22 protein-coding genes are annotated in these 21,609 nt (G+C 64.9%); 14 read left to right on the top strand and 8 right to left on the bottom strand.

The genetic code is table 11. The features are described from left to right. The first annotated feature begins 7 nt into the window (after positions 1 to 7). The 4 genes from AC1C2N_RS06965 to AC1C2N_RS06950 are packed head-to-tail and all read left to right on the top strand — an operon-like array spanning position 8 to position 2,899. Positions 8 to 478 carry a ribose-5-phosphate isomerase gene (locus AC1C2N_RS06965; protein ID WP_483406714.1) on the top strand — a complete coding sequence of 157 codons (471 nt, stop codon included), beginning with the start codon at positions 8 to 10 and terminating at the stop codon, positions 476 to 478. Further along, entirely contained in the window at positions 478 to 1,248 is a 771-nt protein-coding gene (locus AC1C2N_RS06960) for a triose-phosphate isomerase family protein (protein WP_495433422.1), read from the top strand. The genes AC1C2N_RS06965 and AC1C2N_RS06960 overlap by 1 nt, the downstream gene beginning before the upstream one ends. Then, positions 1,245 to 2,039 (top strand): sugar phosphate isomerase/epimerase family protein, encoded by a 795-nt coding sequence (locus AC1C2N_RS06955; protein ID WP_495433421.1) that lies wholly within the window; start codon positions 1,245 to 1,247, stop codon positions 2,037 to 2,039. Before AC1C2N_RS06960 ends, AC1C2N_RS06955 begins: the two co-directional genes overlap by 4 nt. After that, a complete protein-coding gene (locus tag AC1C2N_RS06950; RefSeq protein WP_483406304.1) occupies positions 2,036 to 2,899 on the top strand; it encodes a phosphogluconate dehydrogenase C-terminal domain-containing protein in 864 nt (287 codons plus the stop codon). Before AC1C2N_RS06955 ends, AC1C2N_RS06950 begins: the two co-directional genes overlap by 4 nt. Positions 2,900 to 3,010: 111 nt before the next feature. Here the strand turns inward: AC1C2N_RS06950 and AC1C2N_RS06945 are convergent, their stop codons facing one another. Beyond that, entirely contained in the window at positions 3,011 to 4,045 is a 1,035-nt protein-coding gene (locus tag AC1C2N_RS06945) for a LacI family DNA-binding transcriptional regulator (protein ID WP_495433419.1), read from the bottom strand. A gap of 157 nt (positions 4,046 to 4,202) precedes the next feature. Between AC1C2N_RS06945 and AC1C2N_RS06940 the strand changes: the two genes are divergently transcribed. The 7 genes from AC1C2N_RS06940 to AC1C2N_RS06910 all read left to right on the top strand — a co-directional run bounded on the left by AC1C2N_RS06940 (position 4,203) and on the right by AC1C2N_RS06910 (position 11,784). Beyond that, complete coding sequence (locus AC1C2N_RS06940; RefSeq protein ID WP_495433417.1) at positions 4,203 to 5,240, top strand: nucleoside hydrolase; 1,038 nt, start codon at positions 4,203 to 4,205, stop codon at positions 5,238 to 5,240. 69 nt (positions 5,241 to 5,309) lie between these two features. Beyond that, complete coding sequence (locus AC1C2N_RS06935) at positions 5,310 to 6,575, top strand: ABC transporter substrate-binding protein (RefSeq protein ID WP_495433415.1); 1,266 nt, start codon at positions 5,310 to 5,312, stop codon at positions 6,573 to 6,575. 105 nt (positions 6,576 to 6,680) lie between these two features. After that, positions 6,681 to 7,610, top strand: coding sequence for a carbohydrate ABC transporter permease (locus tag AC1C2N_RS06930; protein ID WP_495433414.1), 930 nt, complete (start codon positions 6,681 to 6,683; stop codon positions 7,608 to 7,610). Then, positions 7,607 to 8,500, top strand: coding sequence for a carbohydrate ABC transporter permease (locus tag AC1C2N_RS06925; protein WP_495433412.1), 894 nt, complete (start codon positions 7,607 to 7,609; stop codon positions 8,498 to 8,500). Before AC1C2N_RS06930 ends, AC1C2N_RS06925 begins: the two co-directional genes overlap by 4 nt. Before the next feature lie 25 nt (positions 8,501 to 8,525). Then, complete coding sequence (locus AC1C2N_RS06920; protein WP_495433411.1) at positions 8,526 to 10,373, top strand: D-apionate lactonase family protein; 1,848 nt, start codon at positions 8,526 to 8,528, stop codon at positions 10,371 to 10,373. Next, the gene (locus tag AC1C2N_RS06915; protein ID WP_495433410.1) at positions 10,370 to 11,122 is read left to right on the top strand and encodes an SDR family NAD(P)-dependent oxidoreductase; all 753 of its coding nucleotides are present in this window, start codon (positions 10,370 to 10,372) and stop codon (positions 11,120 to 11,122) included. Before AC1C2N_RS06920 ends, AC1C2N_RS06915 begins: the two co-directional genes overlap by 4 nt. A 71-nt stretch (positions 11,123 to 11,193) precedes the next feature. Then, complete coding sequence (locus tag AC1C2N_RS06910) at positions 11,194 to 11,784, top strand: hypothetical protein (protein WP_495433409.1); 591 nt, start codon at positions 11,194 to 11,196, stop codon at positions 11,782 to 11,784. Between the two features lie 159 nt (positions 11,785 to 11,943). On the opposite strand, the gene AC1C2N_RS06905 is transcribed toward AC1C2N_RS06910, so the two are convergent. Both AC1C2N_RS06905 and AC1C2N_RS06900 read right to left on the bottom strand, forming a co-directional pair. Next, positions 11,944 to 13,002, bottom strand: coding sequence for an NAD(P)-dependent alcohol dehydrogenase (locus tag AC1C2N_RS06905; RefSeq protein WP_495433408.1), 1,059 nt, complete (start codon positions 13,000 to 13,002; stop codon positions 11,944 to 11,946). A gap of 135 nt (positions 13,003 to 13,137) precedes the next feature. After that, on the bottom strand, positions 13,138 to 13,446 hold the full coding sequence (locus AC1C2N_RS06900; protein WP_495433406.1) for a Dabb family protein: 309 nt from the start codon (positions 13,444 to 13,446) through the stop codon (positions 13,138 to 13,140). Between the two features lie 300 nt (positions 13,447 to 13,746). On the opposite strand from AC1C2N_RS06900, the gene AC1C2N_RS06895 reads away from it, so the two are divergent. Then, positions 13,747 to 14,787, top strand: a complete 1,041-nt coding sequence (locus AC1C2N_RS06895; RefSeq protein WP_483406319.1) for a LacI family DNA-binding transcriptional regulator — start codon at positions 13,747 to 13,749, stop codon at positions 14,785 to 14,787. A 1-nt stretch (position 14,788) separates the two neighbouring features. Here AC1C2N_RS06895 and arfA read toward each other — a convergent pair whose 3' ends face one another. From arfA to AC1C2N_RS06875, 4 genes are all read right to left on the bottom strand, one after another. Then, positions 14,789 to 16,330 carry an arabinosylfuranosidase ArfA gene (gene arfA, locus AC1C2N_RS06890; protein WP_495433405.1) on the bottom strand — a complete coding sequence of 514 codons (1,542 nt, stop codon included), beginning with the start codon at positions 16,328 to 16,330 and terminating at the stop codon, positions 14,789 to 14,791. Positions 16,331 to 16,413: 83 nt separating this feature from the next. Then, complete coding sequence (locus tag AC1C2N_RS06885) at positions 16,414 to 17,343, bottom strand: carbohydrate ABC transporter permease (RefSeq protein WP_483406321.1); 930 nt, start codon at positions 17,341 to 17,343, stop codon at positions 16,414 to 16,416. Further along, the gene (locus tag AC1C2N_RS06880) at positions 17,343 to 18,281 is read right to left on the bottom strand and encodes a carbohydrate ABC transporter permease (RefSeq protein ID WP_483406322.1); all 939 of its coding nucleotides are present in this window, start codon (positions 18,279 to 18,281) and stop codon (positions 17,343 to 17,345) included. Before AC1C2N_RS06880 ends, AC1C2N_RS06885 begins: the two co-directional genes overlap by 1 nt. A 75-nt stretch (positions 18,282 to 18,356) precedes the next feature. Beyond that, positions 18,357 to 19,724 (bottom strand): ABC transporter substrate-binding protein, encoded by a 1,368-nt coding sequence (locus AC1C2N_RS06875; RefSeq protein WP_495433404.1) that lies wholly within the window; start codon positions 19,722 to 19,724, stop codon positions 18,357 to 18,359. A gap of 227 nt (positions 19,725 to 19,951) precedes the next feature. Between AC1C2N_RS06875 and AC1C2N_RS06870 the strand changes: the two genes are divergently transcribed. Beyond that, positions 19,952 to 20,221, top strand: coding sequence for a hypothetical protein (locus tag AC1C2N_RS06870; protein ID WP_495433403.1), 270 nt, complete (start codon positions 19,952 to 19,954; stop codon positions 20,219 to 20,221). A 52-nt stretch (positions 20,222 to 20,273) separates the two neighbouring features. Here AC1C2N_RS06870 and AC1C2N_RS06865 read toward each other — a convergent pair whose 3' ends face one another. After that, positions 20,274 to 20,615: a winged helix-turn-helix transcriptional regulator gene (locus tag AC1C2N_RS06865; RefSeq protein WP_495433402.1), complete on the bottom strand. Its 342-nt coding sequence runs from the start codon at positions 20,613 to 20,615 to the stop codon at positions 20,274 to 20,276. Between the two features lie 74 nt (positions 20,616 to 20,689). Here AC1C2N_RS06865 and AC1C2N_RS06860 point away from each other — a divergent pair, with 74 nt between their 5' ends. Then, entirely contained in the window at positions 20,690 to 21,349 is a 660-nt protein-coding gene (locus AC1C2N_RS06860) for an FMN-dependent NADH-azoreductase (RefSeq protein WP_495433400.1), read from the top strand. The last annotated feature ends 260 nt before the right edge of the window (positions 21,350 to 21,609 follow it).

Here is a 21,609-nt window from a genome sequence, read left to right as displayed (position 1 = left end):
GAGGAACATAATGGACAAACTGCGAATCGTGATCGGCTCGGACGACGCCGGATACGACTACAAGGAACTGCTCAAGAAGGACCTGCTCGCCAGCGACCTGGTCGAGAGCGTCACCGATGTCGGCGTCGACGCCGACGGTCACACGCCGTACCCGCGCGTGGGAGTCGCGGTCGGTGAAGCCATTGCCGCGGGTGACGCCGACCGGGGCCTGCTCGTCTGCGGAACCGGCATGGGCGTCGCGATGGCGGCGGGCAAGGTCAAGGGCATCCGTGCGTCTGTGGCGCACGACAGCTTCTCGGTCGAGCGGCTCGTGCTCTCGAACAACGCACAGGTGCTTGCCCTCGGGCAGCGCGTGATCGGCGCAGAGCTGGCCCGCCGTCTCGTGCGCGAGTGGCTGACCTACCGGTTCGACGAGACCTCGGCGAGCGCTGAGAAGGTTGCCGTCCTCGACACCTACGAGACCACCGGCAGCTGCTGATGGCTCCCGTCGTCGTTGGGGTGAGCCTGAAGATGTACTTCGGGCACGCCCGCGCGCGCGAGTGGTTCGCTGATGTCGCTGAGCTGAGTCGCGACAACGAGTCGCTGAAGGACGGGGACGTCGAACTCTTCGTCATCCCGAGTTTCGTCTCGATCCCCGCCGCGATCGAGACCCTCGGCGAAACCGACGTTGTCGTCGGCGCCCAGGACCTGTTCTGGGAGGACAACGGCGCCTACACCGGCGAGGTCAGCGGCACCGAGCTCGCCGAGATCGGTGCCGGCGTTGTCGAGGTCGGGCATGCAGAACGACGACGGCTGTTCGGCGAGACCGAGGAGATCGTGGCCGCCAAAACCGCGGCGGCCCTCCGCAACGGCCTCGCTCCCGTTCTCTGTATCGGCGAGACCGTTCAGGGAGAAGCGGATGCCGCGGCGAGCGAGGCAGTTCGCCAGTTGCGTTCCGCTCTCACCGACGCTCCAGCGGGCCGGGTCATCGTCGCCTACGAACCCGTCTGGGCGATCGGCGCAGCAGAACCTGCCAGCGCTGAGCACATCCGTACCGTGTGCGCCGAGCTGCGCAGTGCGATCAATTCGATGGACGGTCGCGACGGCAGCGCGGTGATCTACGGCGGAAGCGCCGGCCCCGGCCTGTTGACCGCCCTCGGTTCCGACGTCGATGGGTTGTTCCTCGGCCGTTTCGCGCACGACCCCGCAGCGCTGGCATCCGTTCTCGACGAAGCAGCGACACTCGCACGATCGGCGGCACGGGCGTGATCGGACTCGGCACCTACGCGTTCCTCTGGCAGCATTCGTCACGGGTGCCAGAGCCGCTCAGTCTGGTCGGGGCGTTCGAGCGCACGCGCGAACTCGGTGTCGACCTGTTCCAGATCTGCGACTACGCGCCGCTCCTGTCGATGTCCCACGCCGAACTCACGGCAGCGGCCGCGGAATCCCGGAACCTCGGGCTCACGATCGAGCTGGGGACCAAGGGCATTGAGCCCGGTCACCTGACGTCGTTCCTGCGCCTGGCGGAGATTTTCGACGCGAAGCTCGTTCGCAGCATGCTCTACGGGCCGGACCACCGCCCGAGCCTTGATGACGCGGAGCAGATCCTCACCGACATACTGCCGTCGTTCGACGCGGCCGGTGTGACGCTCGCGCTCGAGACCTACGAGCAGGTGTCAACGACAGACCTCGTCGGGCTGGTCGAGCGGGTCGGCAGCGACCGGCTTGGCATTTGCCTTGACCCCGCCAACGTCGTTGCCGGACTGGAACTGCCGAAGGATGCCGTCGAGCGGTGCGCCGCCCTCACCCGCAACGTGCACGTGAAGGACTTCGCCTTCGCCCGGCAGGACGGCTGGGTCGGTTTCACCTACAGCGGTGCGCCGATGGGTGAAGGGCTGCACGACTACCGGCACCTGCTCGACACCGTCGAGCCCGAAGCCCGTGGCATCAACGAGATCGTCGAACACTGGTTGCCCTGGCAGGGCGACCCCGAAACCACCGTCCAGGCGGAGATTGCCTGGACAGCCACCACACTGGATTACCTGAGGAGAAACCGATGAGCACCACCGACTTCAACCCCACCATCGCCGTGATCGGTGCCGGAGGAAAGATGGGGACCCGCGTCTCCGACAACCTGTCGAAGACCGACCACAAGGTCTTCTACAGCGAGAACTCCCCCGTCGGGCAGGACCGCGTCCGCGCGGCAGGTCGCGAACTCACCGAGACCGCGGATGCCATCGCTGACGCTGACATCGTCGTTCTGGCTGTTCCTGACCTTGCGCTTGGCCCGGTCACGGCCGAGATCGTTCCGCAGCTCAAGTCGGGTGCCATCGTGCTCACGCTTGACCCCGCCGCCGCGTACGCCGGCCTGCTGACAACCCGCGACGACGTCATTCAGGCCGTCGCGCACCCGTGCCACCCGTCGATCTTCCTCCAGCGCACCACACCGGAGGAGTACGCGGACACCTTCGGCGGAATCGCTGCGCCCCAGGATGCCATTGCGGCGATCGAATCGGACGACCCCGAGAAGAAGGCCATCGTTGAGGCCACCGTCCGGGCGATCTACGCGCCCGTCATCGACGTGCACTGGGTCACCATCAAGCAGCTCGCGCAGCTCGAGCCGACCCTCGTCGAGACCATCGCGTGCATGATCGGCGCCCTGCTCAAGGAAGCGCTGGACGAGGCCGTCAACACCATGGGCGTGCCGGAGCCGGCCGCTCGGTCAATCCTCCTCGGCCACACCCAGGTCGCACTCGCCAACGGACTCCGTGGTGACAACCCGTTCAGCGACGCCTGCCTGATCGCCATGGACTACGGCCGGTCGAACATCATCAAGGACGACTGGAAGAAGGTCTTCCGCGACGACGAGCTCGACAAGAACCTCGCCGCGATGCTGCACCTCGACAAGATCGAGAGGTAGGCCGCGCGGGGCTCGCGCCCCGCGGCATCCGCTCGCTTGCTCCGATGGAAACGGTTGCTGTTTCCGAAAATCAGCGACCGTTTTCGTCCGAGCAGCGCGGATGCCCTCCCGTCACCTTTCGATGAGAGCGGCGGTCGAACCGCGGATGATGAGTTCCGGCTCGAGCACGAAGTGGTTCGCGTGCTCGCCTGACCGGATCTGCTGGTGCAGCATCCGGAACGTGGCAACGCCGAGCGCCCGAAAATCGAGCCGCATGGTTGTGAGTGGTGGAGAGAAGTACGCGGCCGTCGGCATGTCATCGACGCCGACGATCGAGAAGTCCTCGGGTGCCCGGAGGCCCCGGTTCTGCAGTGAACTCATGAAGCCCAGGGCAATCTCGTCGTTGCTCGCAACCACCGCCGTGAAACCGGACACACCCGCCGACTCCCCCGCCATGAATCCCGACGCCGCCGACCAGTCGGTAGCCCCACCGATCACGCGGGACGGGAGATGCTCGTTCGCCATGGCCTCGCGGTATCCGCGCACGCGTTCGGCAGCCTCGTTCCGTGTAGCAGGGCCGGCAACGTGGACGATGTCGCGGTGACCAAGGCCAATGAGGTACCTCGTGGCCTCGAATGCGGCCGAATACGAGTGCGCACCCGCTGAGGCCTCCTGCGACCGCGGGAGCTCGGAAACTGTGAAGACGGGGATCTCCTTGCCCACCCGGGCGAGAAGCCGGTCTGCGTCCGCGATGGGCGTCGACAGGATGATGCCTTCGACCTGCACGGCAACGAAATGATCCAACGCTCGTCGAGCTTCGGACTCCCAGTTTTTTGCCTCGAGGTCGAGATCGAGCTGGGCGATGATCAGCGTCACATCGGCCTCGCGTGCGGCGAGCCCCAGGCCGGTGAGTATGCCCGCACTGCCGAAGTTCAACGCACCCATCGACAGCACGCCGATGGTATTCGTCCTCCTCGCGCGAAGATTCCGCGCGGCCTGATTGGGGATATAACCGAGCTCTCGAATGGCATCCGCGATGCGTTTCCGTGTCTCGGCCCGAACGTACCCGGTACCGGTGAAGTACCGGGAAACAGTCTGCGTGGATACCCGAGCGACCCGCGCAACGTCGGCCATGCTGGGCCGCGTTGATGCGTTCGAATTCGCCAACCGGTACTCCTCTGTGCTCTGTCTTCCGAAGATAACGAAAAGGTAACGAGGTGATCGACTCTATAGGTTATCGATCACCCAGATAATAAGTTATCGATAACCCAATCGGTCAACCGGTTACGCAATTCGCACACAGTGCCCAACGAAGGACACCACCATGACGTCGATCCCGGACCCTGAAGCTCCGATGCCAACCGCGGCCAACCGCTGGGCATTGGGTACAACCCCGTGGCAGGCCATACCGCCGCTGGCACCAGCGCGAGCCAGGGTCATCATTGACAACGACTTCTCCGGCGACCCCGACGACCTGTTCCAACTGGTTCACCACCTCCTCTCGCCGAACGTCGACATCCGTGCCGTCATCGGCTCGCACCTTCGCGAGGGTGACCCGTTCGATCCCGGCCCCCAGTCCGCAGAGAATGCCGTCGCGGTAGCCAGGGACGTGTTCGCCCGCATGGGGCTGGAATCCACGGACGCCATCGTCACCGGATCGAATATGGGCCTGCGCGACCGCCACACGGCGCAACCGTCGGCGGCCGTTGACGCCATCATCGCTGAAGCGATGCGGACTGACGATTCACCGCTGTTCTTCCTCGCTGGCGGCGGACTCACGGACCTGGCTTCCGCATACTTGCAGGAGCCCCGGATCGCAGAACGGATGACCGTGGTCTGGATCGGCGGCAATGAGCATGAGGGACTCGCCGTTCCCCCACCGGGCGCGATGCCCATTGAGTACAACCTGCTCATTGACGTTCTCGCCGCGCAGGTGGTTTTCAATGACTCCGAACTGCAGCTCTGGCAGATCCCCCGCGACGTTTACCGCCAATGCTTGATGTCCGACGCGGAATTGCGCCTGAGGGTCGCAACCGAAGGTGCGCTGGGTGAGTACCTCTACGCCGAGGTCGCCAAGGAGATCATTCGCGCCACCGAACATGGGCGCGGGCCGTCGGAGACGTACGCGATGGGCGACTCGCCTCTCGTTCTACTGACTGCCTTGCAGTCCCTGTTCGAGGCGGACCCGTCGTCGAGCGACTACGTCGCAATGCCCACGCCGACTCTTATGGACGACGGACGGTATGAAGCGGCACCCGATTCCCGCCCGATGCGCGTTTACACGCGCGTCGACACGCGGCTTATGTTCGAGGACTTCTACCTCAAGCTTCGGGAATTCAGCCGCTGGCAGCACGCGGAATAGAGACACGGCGACTCGTCCCCTCACGAATCGCCACATTAACCCAACCGATACGACAACGAAATGGAAGCAATGATGCACATTAATCGCTCGTGGCGCGCAGTCGCCCTCGGTGCCGCAGCAGTCACGGTCCTGGCCGGCTGCTCCGGCGGTAACGGCGGGGACTCCGCCGACGCAGACGCCCTGTCCGTATGGATCATCACCCAGGAGGGACCACAGGGCACCAATCTTGATACCCTCATCGACACCTATGAAAAAGACAATCCCGGTGTGACGATCAGCCTGGAGGAGCGGTCCACAGACGAGCACAAGAATGCTCTTCGCCAGATCGCCGGAACTGACGCGGGACCCGACATCTACTGGTACTGGGAAGGCTCGGGACTCGGCGGAGAACTGGTCGACGTCGGCATGAGCGCTGACCTGTCGGATTACTACGATGAATACGGCTGGGATGACCGCTTTACAGCGGCGTCTTTGGGCGGAATCACACAGTATGGGGGCTACCACGGTGTTCCCTGGACCCAGCAGGGCGAGGGCATTTACTACAACAAGACGCTGTTTGCGGAGGCTGGCATCGCCGAGCCGCCCACGGACTACGACGGTCTGGTGGAAGCCGCTGAGAAGCTGAAGACCGCGGGCATCACACCGATCGAATTCGGCGGCACCGTGAACTGGGACGTGATGCGCCTTCTGGACTCTCTGATCGAAACCAAGTGCGGCGCAGACGTCGCTGATGAGCTCAACACCGGTGACGGCGACTGGGGTTCCGAACAGTGCGTCACCGATGCGTTCACCGAACTCAAGACCTGGGGCGACAACTACTTCAACGAGGGATACCTCGGGGTCAGTAACGACGACGCAGCCCAACTGTTCTTCGCCGGTGACGTTGCCATGTCTCTGGAAGGCAGCTGGTACAACGCTCAGGTCGTCGATAACGGAATGAACCCCGAGGACATTGGGATCTTCACGTTCCCGACGGGCACCGGCCGCCTCTACGGGTTCGGCGAAGCGTTCTACATTAACTCCGCAAGCGAGAAGGCGGATGAGGCCGCGAAGTTCCTCGATTTCATCACCTCGGACGACGGTCAGGAGATTGCGGGCGACGCCTGGAGCCCTCTCTCGGTGAACAAGAACATGCCCGTCAACGCCGAGAACCCGCTCAACCCCGTGTGGGTGGAACTCTTCGAGGCAGCGGACGGCGTTTACACAAACAACGACCAGAACTTCTCAACGGCGGAGACCACCGAGTTCTGGCGCGTGCAGAACTCGGTTCTTACCGGCTCACTTGACCCCGCGGACGCGGGTGCCGAGTTCCAGAAGTTCCGCGACTCCCAGTAGCCGTCCGGGGACACGGGGGCTGAACCTCGTCCTCGTGTCCCCTCGGAACCCTCCCTTCCCTCACCCTGCCGGACGCTGTCCGACCCTCCGAAAAGAGGACTGTCCATGACCGCCGCAACATCTGTCGCCAGGGGTCGAGTTAAGACACGTACCCCGAAGCACCACCGGTTTGTGTTGGCGCTGCCGTACCTCATCCCGGCTCTCGTCCTGTACGGCTGGTTTCTGCTCTACCCGATGGCCGACGCGGTGCGCCTGTCGTTCTTCCAGTGGTCCGGTTTCCGTACCGAGGAGCCGGTTTTCGTCGGGATCGACAACTACGTCAGGCTCTCCACCCAGGACGCCGTGTTCTGGACCGCACTTCGCAACTCAGTAATCTGGGTGGTCCTGTCGCTGCTCGTTCCGACCGGCATCGCGCTTCTCCTCGCTCTCGGCCTTAACCGGAAGATGAGGGGCCGCAATCTCATGCGAGCGGTCTTCTACATTCCGGCAGTGTTCGCATCCATCACCGTCGCTGCGATGTGGCGGTGGATCTACAACCCGACCCTCGGATTCGTCAACCAGCTCCTCGAGACGGTCGGCCTCGGCGCATGGGGACAGTCGTGGCTCGGCGATCCACAGTTCGCGCTCGGGTCGATCTTCGTCGCGAGCGTCTGGCAGGGCGTCGGATTCAGCATGGTTCTGTTTCTCGCTGGCCTTCAGACTGTCCCAGGCGAACTGGTCGAAGCAGCGAAGCTCGACGGCGCCAACGCGTGGCAGCGCTTCCTCGCGGTGACGGTTCCTGCCCTCAGGCCCACGACGGTCGTGGTCGTCATTCTGGCGATCATCAACGCACTGAAGGTCTTCGACCTCGTCGTCGGAATGACCGGCGGTGGTCCGGCACAGTCCACCCAGGTACTGGCCCTCTGGTCGTACACACAATCATTCACCAACCACAACTTCGGAATGGGTGGCGCCGTAGCCACCGTGCTCCTCGTTGTGACACTTGCCCTCGTCATTCCGTATATGGCCTGGTCGATGAAGGGAGAAGACCGATGAGCAGCGCACTCGCTACCCCGGCCATCGCGCAGGAGATACTGACGGACGAACCGCGCCGACGCGCTCCGCGGGACTATGTCGGCATCGGCCTCTGGGCCGCGCTCGGTGTCACCGCCGTGCTGTGGTTCCTTCCGCTCTACCTGATGTTCACCACCTCGGTGAAGAGCAAGCCGGACCTCAACAGCCTGCCGATGTGGTCGTTGCCGTCCACCTGGGAATGGGGCAACTACACCGCAGCTATGGAGACCGGCGACCTGTGGGTGACGGCGGGCAACAGCCTCCTCGTCGCGGCAATCAAGGTCCCGCTGGGGCTCGCGATCGCGGCCGCTGCAGCATACGCACTGGCCCGCATCCGGTTCCGGGGAGGCCGTGCACTGATGATGGTCATCGCCATCGGCTCCATGGTGCCGGTGCAGATCGGGCTCGGTCCGCTGTTCAGCACCATGCTGGAACTCGACATCCTGGACTCGCTCTTCGGCCTGATCCTGCCGTATCTCGCCTTCGGCATCCCGTACCAAATCTTTGTGCTGTACGGGTTCTTCCGCGGGATACCGGATGAGCTTGAGGAATCGGCCCGACTCGACGGCGCCTCCTCCTTCCGGATTTTCTGGCAGATCGTCCTGCCGCTCGCGAAACCCGCTCTTGCCGCACTCTTTGTGCTGGACTTCGTGGCGACGTGGAACGAATACGCGATGGCGACGACGCTGCTGCGCTCCCAGGGCAACTGGACGATCCCGCTGGCGGTCCAGAGCTTCTCGACACAGCACGGCACGGACTACGGGCCGATGAACGCCTTCATCTTCATGTCGGCGATCCCGGTTCTTATCGTCTACCTGCTGTTTCAGCGATACTTCATTCAGGGCGCACTCGCCGGAGCCGTGAAGGGTTAGGGGTGCGCAGGCGAGGAGCGACCCCATGACCGAAACCGACGCTCAGCGACTGGACCGTTTGTGGTCTGCCGAGCCGACACCGATCCCTGTCGAACGGGGACCCTGGCGGTTCGAACTGCGTGGCGACGAGATCGCCGATCTCAGCTTCGACGGCAGTCCGGTGGCGCGCAGCGTGCGCGCCGTCGCACGGGACCGGGACTGGAACACGGTGCCGACGACGGTCACCGCCGTCGAGTCCATCAACGGCGGGACCCGGCTCCGACTCGACCTGCAGGGGTTCGGCGCTGACATCAGTGCGACGGTCGACGTTGTCGCTGATGCCCAGTCGCTCACTGTCGTGCTGGTCGCGACATCCCACTCCGAATTCCTCACGAACAGGCTCGGCCTCGTCGTCCTGCATCCCCCGACTCTGGCGGGCGAACACCTGACGGTCGGAACGGAAACGGGCGAGGTACGCACCACCTTCCCGGTGGCTGTTTCACCACACCAGCCGGCCGTCGACATCCGTTCGCTGACCTGGACGCATGAGGGTGTCACGACGCACGCCGAGTTCTCGGGCGACACGTTCGAGATGGAAGACCAGCGCAACTGGACCGACGCGAGCTACAAGACGTACAGCCGACCGCTGAGCCTGCCCTTCCCCTACCCGATCGAACCGGGTGAGACGGTCGAGCAGTCGGTGTCGTTCACTGCCACGCGCGTGCAGCCGCGAGCGCACGCTGATCGAACGGATGCCGTCGAGCTGGTCAGGACCGGCCGTCCGGTTCCCGAGGTCACGGTTGGCGCGTCGACGATCCCGGATGCCTCGATGCCCGGGAGCCCGGCGGACCTGCCGCCCGGAGTCGCCGCGCTGCTCGTCGAACTGGACACGAGAACACCGAGTTGGCGGCACGCGCTGGCCCGTGCGGCCTCGGAGGCGGGCGACCGTCCCCTCGACGTTCGCATCGTCGCCGATGGGCCGGATGGGGTGCGGCAGGCGGTCGAGCAGCTCGTTGAGAGCGGTACGAGGGCCCTGCGACTCGGGGTCTTCTCGGCAACCAGTCACGTCACCGAAGCGGAACTCTGGGATGCGCTCACCAGCGCTGCCAGAGACCTGCCGGACGTTACCCTCGTCGGTGGCGCGCGCTCACATTTCACGGAGCTGAACCGCGAGCATCAGCGCCTGCCGGACGGCATCCCGGAACTGACCTTTTCCCTCACGCCGCAGATGCACGCCACGGAACGGGCGCAGATCATCGAGTCCATTCCGATGCAAGCGGTCGTCGTGGCAAGCGCGGGCGCAATCGCCCACGGGCGGCCGTTGCACGTCGGTCCGATCACGCTCCGGCCTCGGTTCAACGCCGTCGCAACCAGCGACGCGACCGGCCAGGCGCCCTCGGACCTCGGTCAGGGTTACGGCGCAGAACTGACCGAAGGCGCCACCGATGAGCGGCAACGGTCGGAGGGCCTCGAGGCGTGGACCATCGCCAGTTTTGCAGCGATTGCCTCTGCCTCCGACAATGCCCGGGTTGCGAGCGTGAGCTACTTCGAGGCATCCGGCCCCCGAGGTCTTGGCGACCAGCACGGTTCGTACCCCGTCGAACGCGCCATTTCTGCACTGGCGAGCCTCGCCGGTGGGGAGCTTCTGGTCCCCACCGGCCCGACCGTGCCCGGCCTGTGGTGTGTTGGCTCGCGACAAGCCGATGGGTCGTGGCAGGTGGCGCTGACGAACATCGGCACGGCGACGATCGCAACTGAGGTTCGGATTGAGGGCTCGCACCATCTCATTTCGCTCGACCCGTACACCGTGCTTCGCCTCTCGAACGTGACGGATGCCGTCAGCCATAAATTCACCGACCCACGCTCAACCACCGAACGGAACGGAACTCCATGACCTCTCGCCTGCAGGAAAAAGCCATCGTCGTGACCGGTGCCGGCTCGGGAATCGGTCGGGCCATCGCCCAGCGCTTTGCCCGCGAGGGGGCCCGCGTCGTGTTCACCGATATCAACGTTGAAGCGGCGACGGATGCTGCGGGGCAGGTTGAGAACGCACTCGCGGTGCAGATGGACGTGTCCGACGAGTCCAGCGTGACAGCGGCGTTCGAGCGAATGGCCGCCGAGGGCGTCGCACCGGACGTCGTTGTGGCGAGCGCCGGGGTGCAGCTGTTTGGCCAGGATGCTCCCGTCGCCGATCTCGATCTCGACGTGTGGAAGCGCACTCTCGAGATCAACCTCACCGGGGCCTTCCTGACAGTCAAGCACGGTGTCCGCTCCATGCTCGGTCGCGGCGGTTCGATCATTCTCATCGGCAGCCCGACGGCGCTCAACGGTGAGGGCCAGGATTTCACCGCATACAGCTCGTCAAAGGCCGGCATGCACGGGCTGGGGCGTGCGGTCGCGGCGGCCTACGCCGGCGACGGCATCCGGGTGAACACGATTGTGCCCGGCTACACCGAGACACCACTCGTTGCAGCTATTGCGAACGACCCGGAGGATCGGGCGGCCATCGTGTCGCGCATTCCGCTCGGGAGGGCCGGGCAGGCGTCGGATGTCGAGGGCATCGCGGTGTTCCTGGCCAGTGATGAGTCGAGCTTCGCTACGGGCGCGACCTTCCGTGTCGACGGCGGGATGACGACGCTCTAGAGGCTCGCCCGGCCGAGCAGGAAGCCGCCAGACCCCTCGCGCGCCCGGCCCGCCCGTTCTACAGTCGAGCCATGAACGGGAGATGGGTCAACCCGGTCCTGATTGGCGCGGTCGGCGGGCTGGCGTGGGCGGCGAGCCTGCGCGCATTCATGGTCGAACTCGCCGGAGTGGAGTCACAGTTCGCGTGGCTCGAAACGTTCGTCGGCATTCTGCTGCCCGGCGTTCTCGCGGGCGGGCTGCTGGGGTGGGCCGAAGTGCGGCGCCGGGCCGGGCGCCCGATTCGCGTCCTGATTCTGGCGCCGCTCCTGTTCCCGCTGGCAACGCTGTCGCTGCCGGGCCAGCTGTGGACGCTGCTCACAACCGGCCTGGGCAGCGGTGCGCTCGCAACGCCGCTGCTCGGAATGGCCGGCGGATACGCCCTGGCGGGATCTCGGCGCTGGGCACGAATCGTCTGCGGCGTCCTCTCGCTGTCGCTCCTGCCGTTGTCGGTCGTCGCGGTGGTGGCCCTTGGCATCCCGGTGACCGCGCGCTTCGCATGGGTGCTTGTGTTGTTCTTCTCCCTCCTCGCCGTGCAGGCCTGGGCGTGCGCGATCCCCCTCCGCCCGGCGCCGGTCGAACCAGCGGAGGCGGAACGGGCACCCCACACGACCAATGCCCGGTAACCATCCGGGCGTGCGCGCTCCGCGGCATCCGCTCGCCTGCGACGACAGAAACGGTTGCTTCTGCGGCATCCGCTCGCTTGCAACGACAAAAACGGTCGCTGATTCTGAGAATCAGCGACCGTTTGTGGCCGAGCAGTGCGGATGCCGCCGCGGGGCGAGTTACGCGGCGGGCGCCGGGATCGTCGCGGTGTCGATCACGAACCGGTAGCGCACGTCGCTCTTGATGACGCGCTCGTAGGCCTCGTCGACCTCGTCAGCGCCGATGAGCTCGATGTCGGCGCCCAGGCCGTGCTCGGCACAGAAGTCGAGCATCTCCTGGGTTTCGCGGATGCCACCGATGTTCGATCCGGCGAGGCTGCGGCGCCCGCCGGTCAGCGAGAAGACGCGGAACGACTGCGGGTTCTCGGGCAGCCCGACAAACACCATCGCGCCGTCGAGGGTCAGCATCGACAGGTAGTCGTCGACCGGCAGGTCGGCGGACACCGTGTTGATGATGAGGTCGAAGCGCTTGCGGTTCTTCTTGAACGTCTCCGGGTCGGAGGTCGCGAAGTAGTCCGTCGCGCCGAGACGCAGCCCGTCCTCCTTCTTCGACAGCGTCTGGCTGAGCACGGTCACTTCGGCACCGAGCGCCGCAGCGATCTTGACGCCCATGTGCCCGAGTCCGCCCATGCCGACGATCGCTACTTTCTTGCCGGGGCCTGCGCCCCAGTGCTTGAGCGGCGAGTAGGTGGTGATGCCCGCGCAGAGCAGCGGGGCCGCGACGTCGAGGTCGATTCCCTCGGGGATGCTCAGCACGTAGTTCTCGTCGGCGACGATCGAGGTGCTGTATCCGCCGTAGGTGGGCTCGCCGGTGTATTCGCGGCCGTTGTAGGTGCCGACGTTGCCCTTGAGGCAGAACTGCTCTTCGCCGGCGAGGCAGTTCTCACACTCGCGGCAGGAGTCAACGAAGCAGCCGATGCCGACGCGGTCGCCGACCTTGTGCTTCGTCACGTCATCGCCGACCGCCGTGACGATCCCGGCGATCTCGTGACCCGGCACCATCGGGAAGATGCCTGCACCCCACTCGGCGCGCGCCTGGTGGATGTCCGAGTGGCAGATCCCCGCGAAGGCGATGTCGATCTCGACATCGTGAGGGCCGACATCCCTGCGTTCGATCGTGGAACGCTCGAAGGATGCTCCAGCGGATGCTGTGACGAGGGCGGGCACGGTGGTGGGCATAGAGACCTCCGGGGTGTAGGTGTGAACCGCGGCTGCGCGGCCGACCTTAACGCTACAGCGCGGGCCTGATCTGGTCCGGAGCCTTGACAGGTCCGCCGCGGTGCTCCGCATCGAATGCGTACCGGAACGGATGCCTCACACGTTCAGGTCGTAGACCAGGACCTCGGCCGCCCACTTGCCGATCAGGTCCTTCACCGGTTCATGATCCGGATGCGGCAGGTACTCGTCGCGCGCCCTCTCGCTCGCGAAGGTGATCGCGAGCGCCCACTCGAATCCGCGTTCCATTCCCTCGGGGCTGGAACTCGGCCCCGAGTTGATGCTCAGGATGCCCGGGATCCGCTCGGGCAACACGCCAACCGCGCGGGTCAACTGATCGAGCTCGTCCTGCTCCAGCGGCGAGCTCCAGCGGACGAGCACCATGTGCAAAACCTTCTGAGATGTCATGAAGCAATCATGCCGCGAGAACCGCCCAGACCCCCCGCTATCGCGTGCCTGGTGATGCCGGCCCTTGTCCCGAGCGCGAAGGAGCGTCGGCTAACGGATGCCAGCGGTCACGCCCGCGAGCGCGGCAAACCCATGCTCGCGCTGCAGAAGCATCTGCAGCGCGGGCATGGAAGTGGAGCGGTCGGCGAAAGCGCCGCGGGCGACGGATGCCGCCGCCCCGCAACGGGTGCCCAGCGACTGCGCTCTATGCCCGGTGAGGTCGGATATATTGACCAGAGCGCCACAAGGACGGAGTCATCGATGAGGTCGACCATTCGCGATGTGGCGCGGGTCGCGGGAGTTTCTGCGAAGACGGTCTCGAATGTCATCAACGACCATCCGCACGTGCGCACCGAGGTGCGCGATCGGGTGCGCAGCGCGATCGTCGAGGTGGGGTACCGGCCGAATCTCTCCGCGCGGGGCCTCCGCTCAGGCCGGACGGGTGTCATCGGACTTGCCGTGCCCGCCCTCCGCGAGAACTACTTCGCTGAGCTCGCGGATGCCGTGATCCGCGCTGCGGAGAAACGGCAGCTTAGCGTCCTGGTTGGGCAGACCAACGGCGATCGGCTCAAGGAACTGGACGTGGTCAAGGGCACGCTGCTGCAGGGCACCGACGGGGTGCTGCTGAGTCCGGTGCGGCTCGGCCAGGGCGACGTCGACGAACTCAATGTCCCGCTGCCGCTCGTGCTGCTCGGAGAACGCATCTTCGGCGGCCCCACCGACCACGTCACCATGCACAACGTGTCGTCGGCCCGCGCTGCGGTCGAACACCTCATCGCGCGGGGCCGCACCCGTATCGCTCTCATCGGCGTCCCGCAGCAGTCCGACTCAAGGCAGGGCGGGCATGAACCGAGCTCGGCGAGCTTGCGTCTTCACGGGTACCGGCAGGCGCTCGAGGCCGCTGGCATCCCCGAGGCTCCAGAACTCATTTGCGCGGCCCGCCCGTGGGGTCGGGAGGCGGGGGCAGCCGCCGTGCGCCGCCTGATCGCCGAGCGGGTCCCCTTCGACGCTGTTTTCGCCCTCAACGACACTCTCGGTCTCGGCGCCCTCCGCGCCCTCGGCGAAGCCGGCACTCGAGTCCCCGACGAGGTCGCGGTGATCGGGTTCGACAACATCGACGAGACCCGCTTCTCTGTGCCGTCACTCTCGAGCGTCGATCCCGGCCGCGAGTCCATCGCCGAGATGGCTGTGGAGATGCTCGTCGAACGCATCCGCGAAACCGGCGAGCGTCGGCCGCCCCGGCTCGCCAAACCGGACTTCCACATCGTCACGCGCGAGTCATCCGGCTCCGTCCCGGCGTAATTCAGCCGAGCGACACCGCCGTCCACGACACCGCAGGCAGAGTCACCGTGAGGATGCCGTCATCCACCGCCGCAGTCGTGTTCGGTATCAGTGACACCCGCTCCGAATCCTCCCTCGTGTTCGTGGCATAGACGTCGAGATCGGCAATCATCTGGGTCTCCAGGACCGACAGGTCTCCGAGCGCGGCAAGGCTCACCGACACCGTGACTTCATCGGTGAGCGACCGGTTGACGAGGAAGACTGCGGCACGGCCGGACTCCGCGTCGTACGTGGCGCCGGCATCCACAACGGGTACCGCACCGAGTTCCTCAGACTCGTAGTGCGCACTCTCGACCCGGACGTCGAGGGACACACCGGCGGCGAGGCGGGAGGTAACCGCGAACGGAAAGTACGTCGTCTGCCGCCAGGCGGGCCCACCGGGTTCGGTGGTGATCGGAGCGATCACGTTCACCAGCATCGACATCGACGCTGAGGTGACCCGGTCGGCGTGCCGCAGCAACGAGATGAGCAGCCCGCCGACGACGACGGCGTCCGCCACCGAGTAGACGTCTTCGGCCAGGCGAGGCGCTTCGGGCCAGTCGTCTCCCTCGATCTCGTCGGTGCGGTAGAAACGGTCCTTCTGCCGAGGGAAGCTCCGGAGATTCTCGCCGAGATACCAGACGTTCCATTCGTCGAACGAGATGTTGAGCGTTTTGTCGCTGCGCTTGAGCGCTTTGACGTGGTCCGCTGTCGCGATCACCGTATCGAGGTAACGGTCCATCTTGACCGGCGCGGCGAGGAAGGACCCGAGGTCACCGTCCTTCTCCTGGTAGTAGCCGTGGCAGGAGATGTAGTCGACATCGTCGTAGGTGTGCTCGAGCACCACGCGGTCCCACTGCGGGAAGGTCGGCATGGTCGGATGCGATGATCCGGATGCCACGAGCTCCACTTTCGGGTCAAGCTGACGCAGCGCTTTGGCCGTCTGTGATGCCTTTTTTCCGTAGTCATCCGCCGGTGAGTGGCCGAGCTGCCAGGGGCCGTCCATCTCGTTGCCGAGGTACCACATCGAGATTCCGAACGGCTCACTGCGGCCGTTCGTGATGCGCTCCTCGGCCAGCGCTGTCCCGCGGGCGATGTTCGAGTACTCCACCACATCGAGCGCGTCCATCGTGTCTGCCGTGCCGAGGTTGACCGCGTACATGAGCTCACCGCCGACCTTCTCGACCCAGGACGCAAACTCGTGAAGACCGACCTCGTTCGTTTCGGTGGATCGCCACGCCAGACTGAGCCGGCGCGGGCGTTCCTCACGCGGCCCGATGCTGTCCCGCCAGCGAAACCCGGAGACGAAGTTCCCGCCCGGGTACCGGATCGCCGACACCCCCATCTCCCGAACGAGCTCGATGACGTCCTGCCGGAAGCCCTCATCGTCGGCGCTCGGGTGGCCCGGTTCGTAGATTCCCGTGTACACGGCACGACCCATGTGCTCGATGAACGAGCCGAAGAGCCGCCGGTTGACCGGGCCGACGACGAAACGCGGATCGACGACCACGCTGGCACTGAACATACTTCTCCTTAAGTCGTGCCGACGGCATCCGTTCGGCTCTGCATGTTCGGCTCTGCACAACACGAGAGCCGAACGGGCCGCTGTTACTTGATGCTTCCCATCGAAAGCCCGCCCTGCCAGTACTTCTGCAGCAGCAGGAACGCGATGATGAGCGGAATGACGGAGACGAGCGAACCGCTGGTCACCAGGTTCCAGACGAGACCTCCAGCCGTGGCGGAGTTCGACTGCACCTGCCACGTGTTGAGGCCGACAGTGACCGGCAGCAGCGTCTGGTCAGACAGCATGGCCAGCGGCAGGAAGTAGTTGTTCCAGCCACCGACGACGGACAGCAGCAGCACCGTCACAATCGCCGGCCGCATCAACGGCAGTGCGATCGTGGCGAAGGTCCGGAACTCACCGGAGCCGTCGACACGCGCGGCGTCGAGCAGTTCGTCGGGAATAGCATCCTGAATGTAAACGCGCATCAGGTACACCCCGAACGGGCTGAGCAGCGACGGCAGGATCACGGCCCACACGGTGTTGGTGAGGCCGAGGTTGTTGAACAGCACGTACGTCGGGATGACGAGGGCCGTTGCGGGGACCATAACGGATGCCAGCAGCACCATAAAGCTGACCGAACGTCCCCGGAACCGGTACTTCGCGAACGCGTAACCGGCGAGCACGGCCAGGACCGTCGCGCCGACGCCGCCAGCGAAGGCGTAGAGGAACGAGTTGCCCAGCCAGCGCACGTAGATGCCGCTGTTGTACGTCGCCAGCTGCGCGATGTTGTCGAACAGCGCGAAGTTCTGGTCGAACCACAGCGGCCCGCCGGTGCCGTTGAACAGGCCCTGGGTGCTCTTGGTGCCCGCGACGACCAGCCACCAGATCGGGAGCAGGAAGTAGAGGGCGGCGATGGTGAGGAGGATGTGCATGCCGACCTGTTTGCGCTCCCCCGGCAGCACGTCTGGCCGCTTTTTGCGCGGGCCGGACTCGGTGATCGCATCGTCGATGAGTGGCAGAGGTGAGGTAGTCATCAGCGGAGTCCGCTCTTCTTGCGTGTGGCGATGAGGAAAATGATCGAGGCGAGGAAGACCATCAGTCCGAGCGCGAAGGAGATCGCCGACGCGTAGTTGAACTGCTGGTACGAGAACGCCAGGTTGTAGGCGTACAGGTTCGGCGTGTACGCCGCATCGATGGCGTTACCGGCCAGCGGGGCGAGGACCTGCGGTTCGGTGAAGAACTGCAGTGTGCCGATCAGGGAGAACACGACGGTCAGCACGAGTGACGACGCAACGATCGGTACCTTGATATGCAGTGCCGTCTGGAGCTTCGTCGCCCCATCGATGCGCGCGGCCTCGTAGATGGCCGGGTCGATCGACTGCAGTGAGGCGTAGATGATGATCATGTAGTAGCCCGTCCACTGCCACGTGACGATGTTGGTCAGGGACCAGAAGATCGAATCGCGGTTGAGCAGGTCGGGCGCCTGGGTGTTCAGGAACTCGAAGACCGTCACGAGCGGGCCGAACGACGGGCTGTACAGGAATCCCCACATCAGTGCGCCGATCACACCGGGGATCGCGTACGGCACGAAGATGAGCAGCCGTGTGAACCGGGACAGCCTCGTGCGGATGTCGTCGAGGATGAGCGCAAAGACCAGGGCCAGCCCGATCTGGAGGGGGACGAACACAACGGCGAACGCGGCGACCCGCACCATTCCCGACAGGAAGCGCTCGTCGGTGAACGCTTTGACGTAGTTGGCGAGGCCAGCGAACTGTTCGCCACCGGCGAGGGTGTTGGTGTGCAGGCTCATCCAGAAGGCATAGACCAGTGGGAGGACGAGGAAAACGAGAAACACGATGGCGAACGGAGCGAGAAACACCCAGCCGAATCGCGCGTGCTTCCGCTCAAGACTGGCGCCGCGCTTCACCGTTGGTGGGCGGACGGGATGCTGAAGCTGAGGGGTGGTAGACATGGGTCACTTCCTTGGGACGCATTGTGAAGAACTCCTGTGCGGGCGGGGCGCTGCCCCGCCCGCACAGGACCGAACTCAGTTCAGGGTGAAACCCTGTTCGGTGGCGTAGGTCTCCAGCGATTTCTGCAACTCGTCCGCCGCTTCGGCCGCGGTCATGTTGCCCTCGATCGCCTCGGACAGAAGGCGCTGCGACTCGTCGTAGTAGTACTGCGAGAACGGCGAGAACATCACACCCTCGTAGTCGAGCGCTGCCTGGGCGAAGAACTCTCCGTTGAACTTCTGACCGCCGAAGAACTCGTACTCGAGGTCCTTGAAGTAGTCAGACTCGATCATGTCCGGCATGGCCAGGAAGAGGCCACCCTTCTCAACGCCGAGCTTCTGTCGCTCCTCCGTGTTGTACAGCTCAGCGGCAACCTTCGTTGCGAGTGCTGCATCGCTGGCCTGCGTCGTGACGGCGAGCGTGCTGCCGCCCCAGTTCACCTGCACCGGGTTGGCGGCATCCCACTGCGGGATCGGAGCCGCACGCCAGACGGCGCCCGCTTCCGGGTCCTCGAAGTCGGGGATGTGCGCGTTGTACCAGACCGGGTACACGGCGGTCGCGTACTTGCCGCTGGCCAACGCAGTGCTGAACTCGGGCGTCCACGCCTGGTCGGTGCCGACGAGTCCGCGGTCGACCAGGTCGAGCCAGTATTCGTAGACCGTCTTGGTCGCGTCATCGTTGTGGTTGATGGTGATTTCGGTGGGGTTGCCGTTGTCGAACTCGAACGGAACGGCGCCGGCCTGGTCGAGGAAGGCGTAGTGCTGTCCGGCACCGTTGGGGGCGAAGTTGCCGATCTTGACCGCTCCGCCGGTCGCGGTGTTCAGCTGCTCGGCCGCTGCCGCGTATTCATCCCACGTGGTGGGGATGGCGATGCCGTTCTCTTCGAAGATGTCGGCCCGGTACCACATGCCCACAGGTCCCAGGTCGACCGGCACCGCATAAACGCCGTCGCCGCTCGAGACATCGCGCCAGGCACCTTCGGTGAAGTTGTCCTTGTAATCCTCGATGCCGTGCTCGGTCATGTCGACGAGTCCGCCCTGGATCAGGAAGCTGTTCAGCCAGTCGTACTCGATCTGGACGATGTCGGGCGCGCCTGACTTCGACTCGAGCGAGGTGGAGAGCTTGGTGTACTCGTCACCGCCCTGGCCGGCGTTCGACCAGCAAATCTGAACGTCGTCGTTCGATTCGTTGAAGTTGTCGACGGTCTCGGCGGTGTCTGGGAGCCATCCCCAGTACGTGACGACCGGAACATCCTTCACCTTGATGTCATTGGTGCAGTTGGATTTGCTGGCACCGGAGCCACCACCGCCTCCGCTGCCCCCGTTGTTATTGGTGCATCCGACGAGCGCTGCTGCGAGCGCCGTCGTCATGCCTGCTGCGAGCAGGGCTTTTCTCTTGATCATGGGATTGCTGGTCCTTTCGCGGTGCAAAGACACCGTTGTCGGGCACCGGAGTGCCACTGTTGCTGCGAGAGAAAATGCACCCATTTCACGCCGCTGGATCGCCGGAATCGGGCCCACTACAACAGCCTGACGCCGGAAAAACGCGCGGTCTTCCGCCGTTTACATCGTTGAAAGCTTTTCGCGAAGTGAATGCAGCATCAGGCTAGGACGAAAGGTCTGGTTTGTCCATGGAAATTGTTTTTGCGGATGCCAGCGGTCACGGCGGCGAGCGCTACAGATCCATGCCCGCGCTGCAGAAGTATCTGCAGCGCGGGCATGGAAGTGGAGCGGTCGGCGAAAGGCCACAGCCGCAACCACCGCCCCAGCCGCACCCGCAGCATCCGCAGCATCCGCAGCATCGACAAATCGAGGAATCACGCCAGCCTGGAGAAGCGGATGCCAGCGGTCACGGCGGCGTGCGCTACACACCCATGTCCGCGCTGCAGAAGTATCTGTAGCTCGGGCATGGAAGTGGAGCGCTCGGCGGCGGCCGACGCTGCAGCGGAGTTACTACGCGTCACCCTTGGGCGTGAGGTGGGATGAGGCCCACTGCCCCAGCTGCTCAAGCAGCGGCAAGAGCTCCACTCCACTCGCCGTGAGCGAGTAGGCAACCGACACAGGCGGGCCGGGGTCGACGGTGCGCGTCACAAGCGCGGCGTCGGCAAGCTCGGAGAGCCGGTCGGAGAGAACGGCATCGCTGATTCCTGTGACGCTTCGGCGCAGTTCCACGAAGGACAACTCGCCTTCACCAATTGTCGCAATGATCAGGCCATTCCATCGTTTGCCCAGGACAGTGAATGCAAGGATGACCGCCGCGTCGCACACGCTGTGCTGGATCGGCTGTGGAGTCATACCCAGATTCTACGCTGCTAATCTAGAACTAGTCGCTCTGAAAAACAGAGCGACTCTTATTGAATGGAGATTCTGTGACGCTGTTTCGACTTGATGCAAGCATCCTTCCCGCTATGTCTGCCAGCCGCGCGCTCGGCGACCTCGTCGAGAAGGAGTGGGCCGCGGTTCACCCCGACTCGACAGTGATCCGCCGGGACCTTGCAGCAGACCCGATTCCACCGGCGGCATGGCAGAACGCGGTCACGGCCGGATTTACTCCGGAGCCCGACCGCACCGACGCGCAGCGCGAAGCTGTAGCGCTGGCGACCGCGTTGAGCGACGAGCTCGTCAGTGCGGATGCCATGGTGTTCACGGTTCCGCTCTACAACTTCGGAGTGTCCCAGCACTTCAAGACCTGGTTCGACCTCGTGCTGACCGACCCGCGCCTCGGGCCCGGAAGCACGACGCTGGCCGGCAAACCCGCGACCCTGGTCACTGTGCTGGGCGGAAACTACAACGTCGGCACGCCGAAGGAAGGCTGGGATCACTCAACGCCGTGGCTGCGCCGCGTACTCGAAGACGTGTGGGGCCTCGACCTTCGCGTGGTCGAGCGCCAGTTCACGCTCGTCGGCGTGAACCCTGCCCTCGATGCCTTCACCGACATGGCCCAGGAAATCAAGACGGAGGCCGAGACCGTCGCTCGCCAGTCCGGGCGTGAGCTCGCTGAGCTCCGCGGAGCCCGCCCCGCGGCATAGTCACCACCGAACCGTCGAAGACCCCGGCCGCGCACGACGCTGCCGGGGTCTTGGCGTTTCGACAATGGGAAGTTCCACACCGAAGGGGTGCAGCCCAGCAGCCCGATCCCGCCGCGGACCGCCAGCGATGGTTACACCGACGGGCCCTGGACCACTGACGCTGCCCTTATTCCGCGAGCGCGGCAGATCCATGTCTGCGCTGCAGAAGTATCTGCAGCGCGGGCATGGAAGTGGAGCGGTCGGCGAAAGGCCACAGCCGC

This window comes from Mycetocola sp. Y791 (assembly GCF_059445325.1).
Note: the sequence above shows the minus strand (reverse complement) of the source record. Positions and strands in the feature narration are given on the sequence as shown.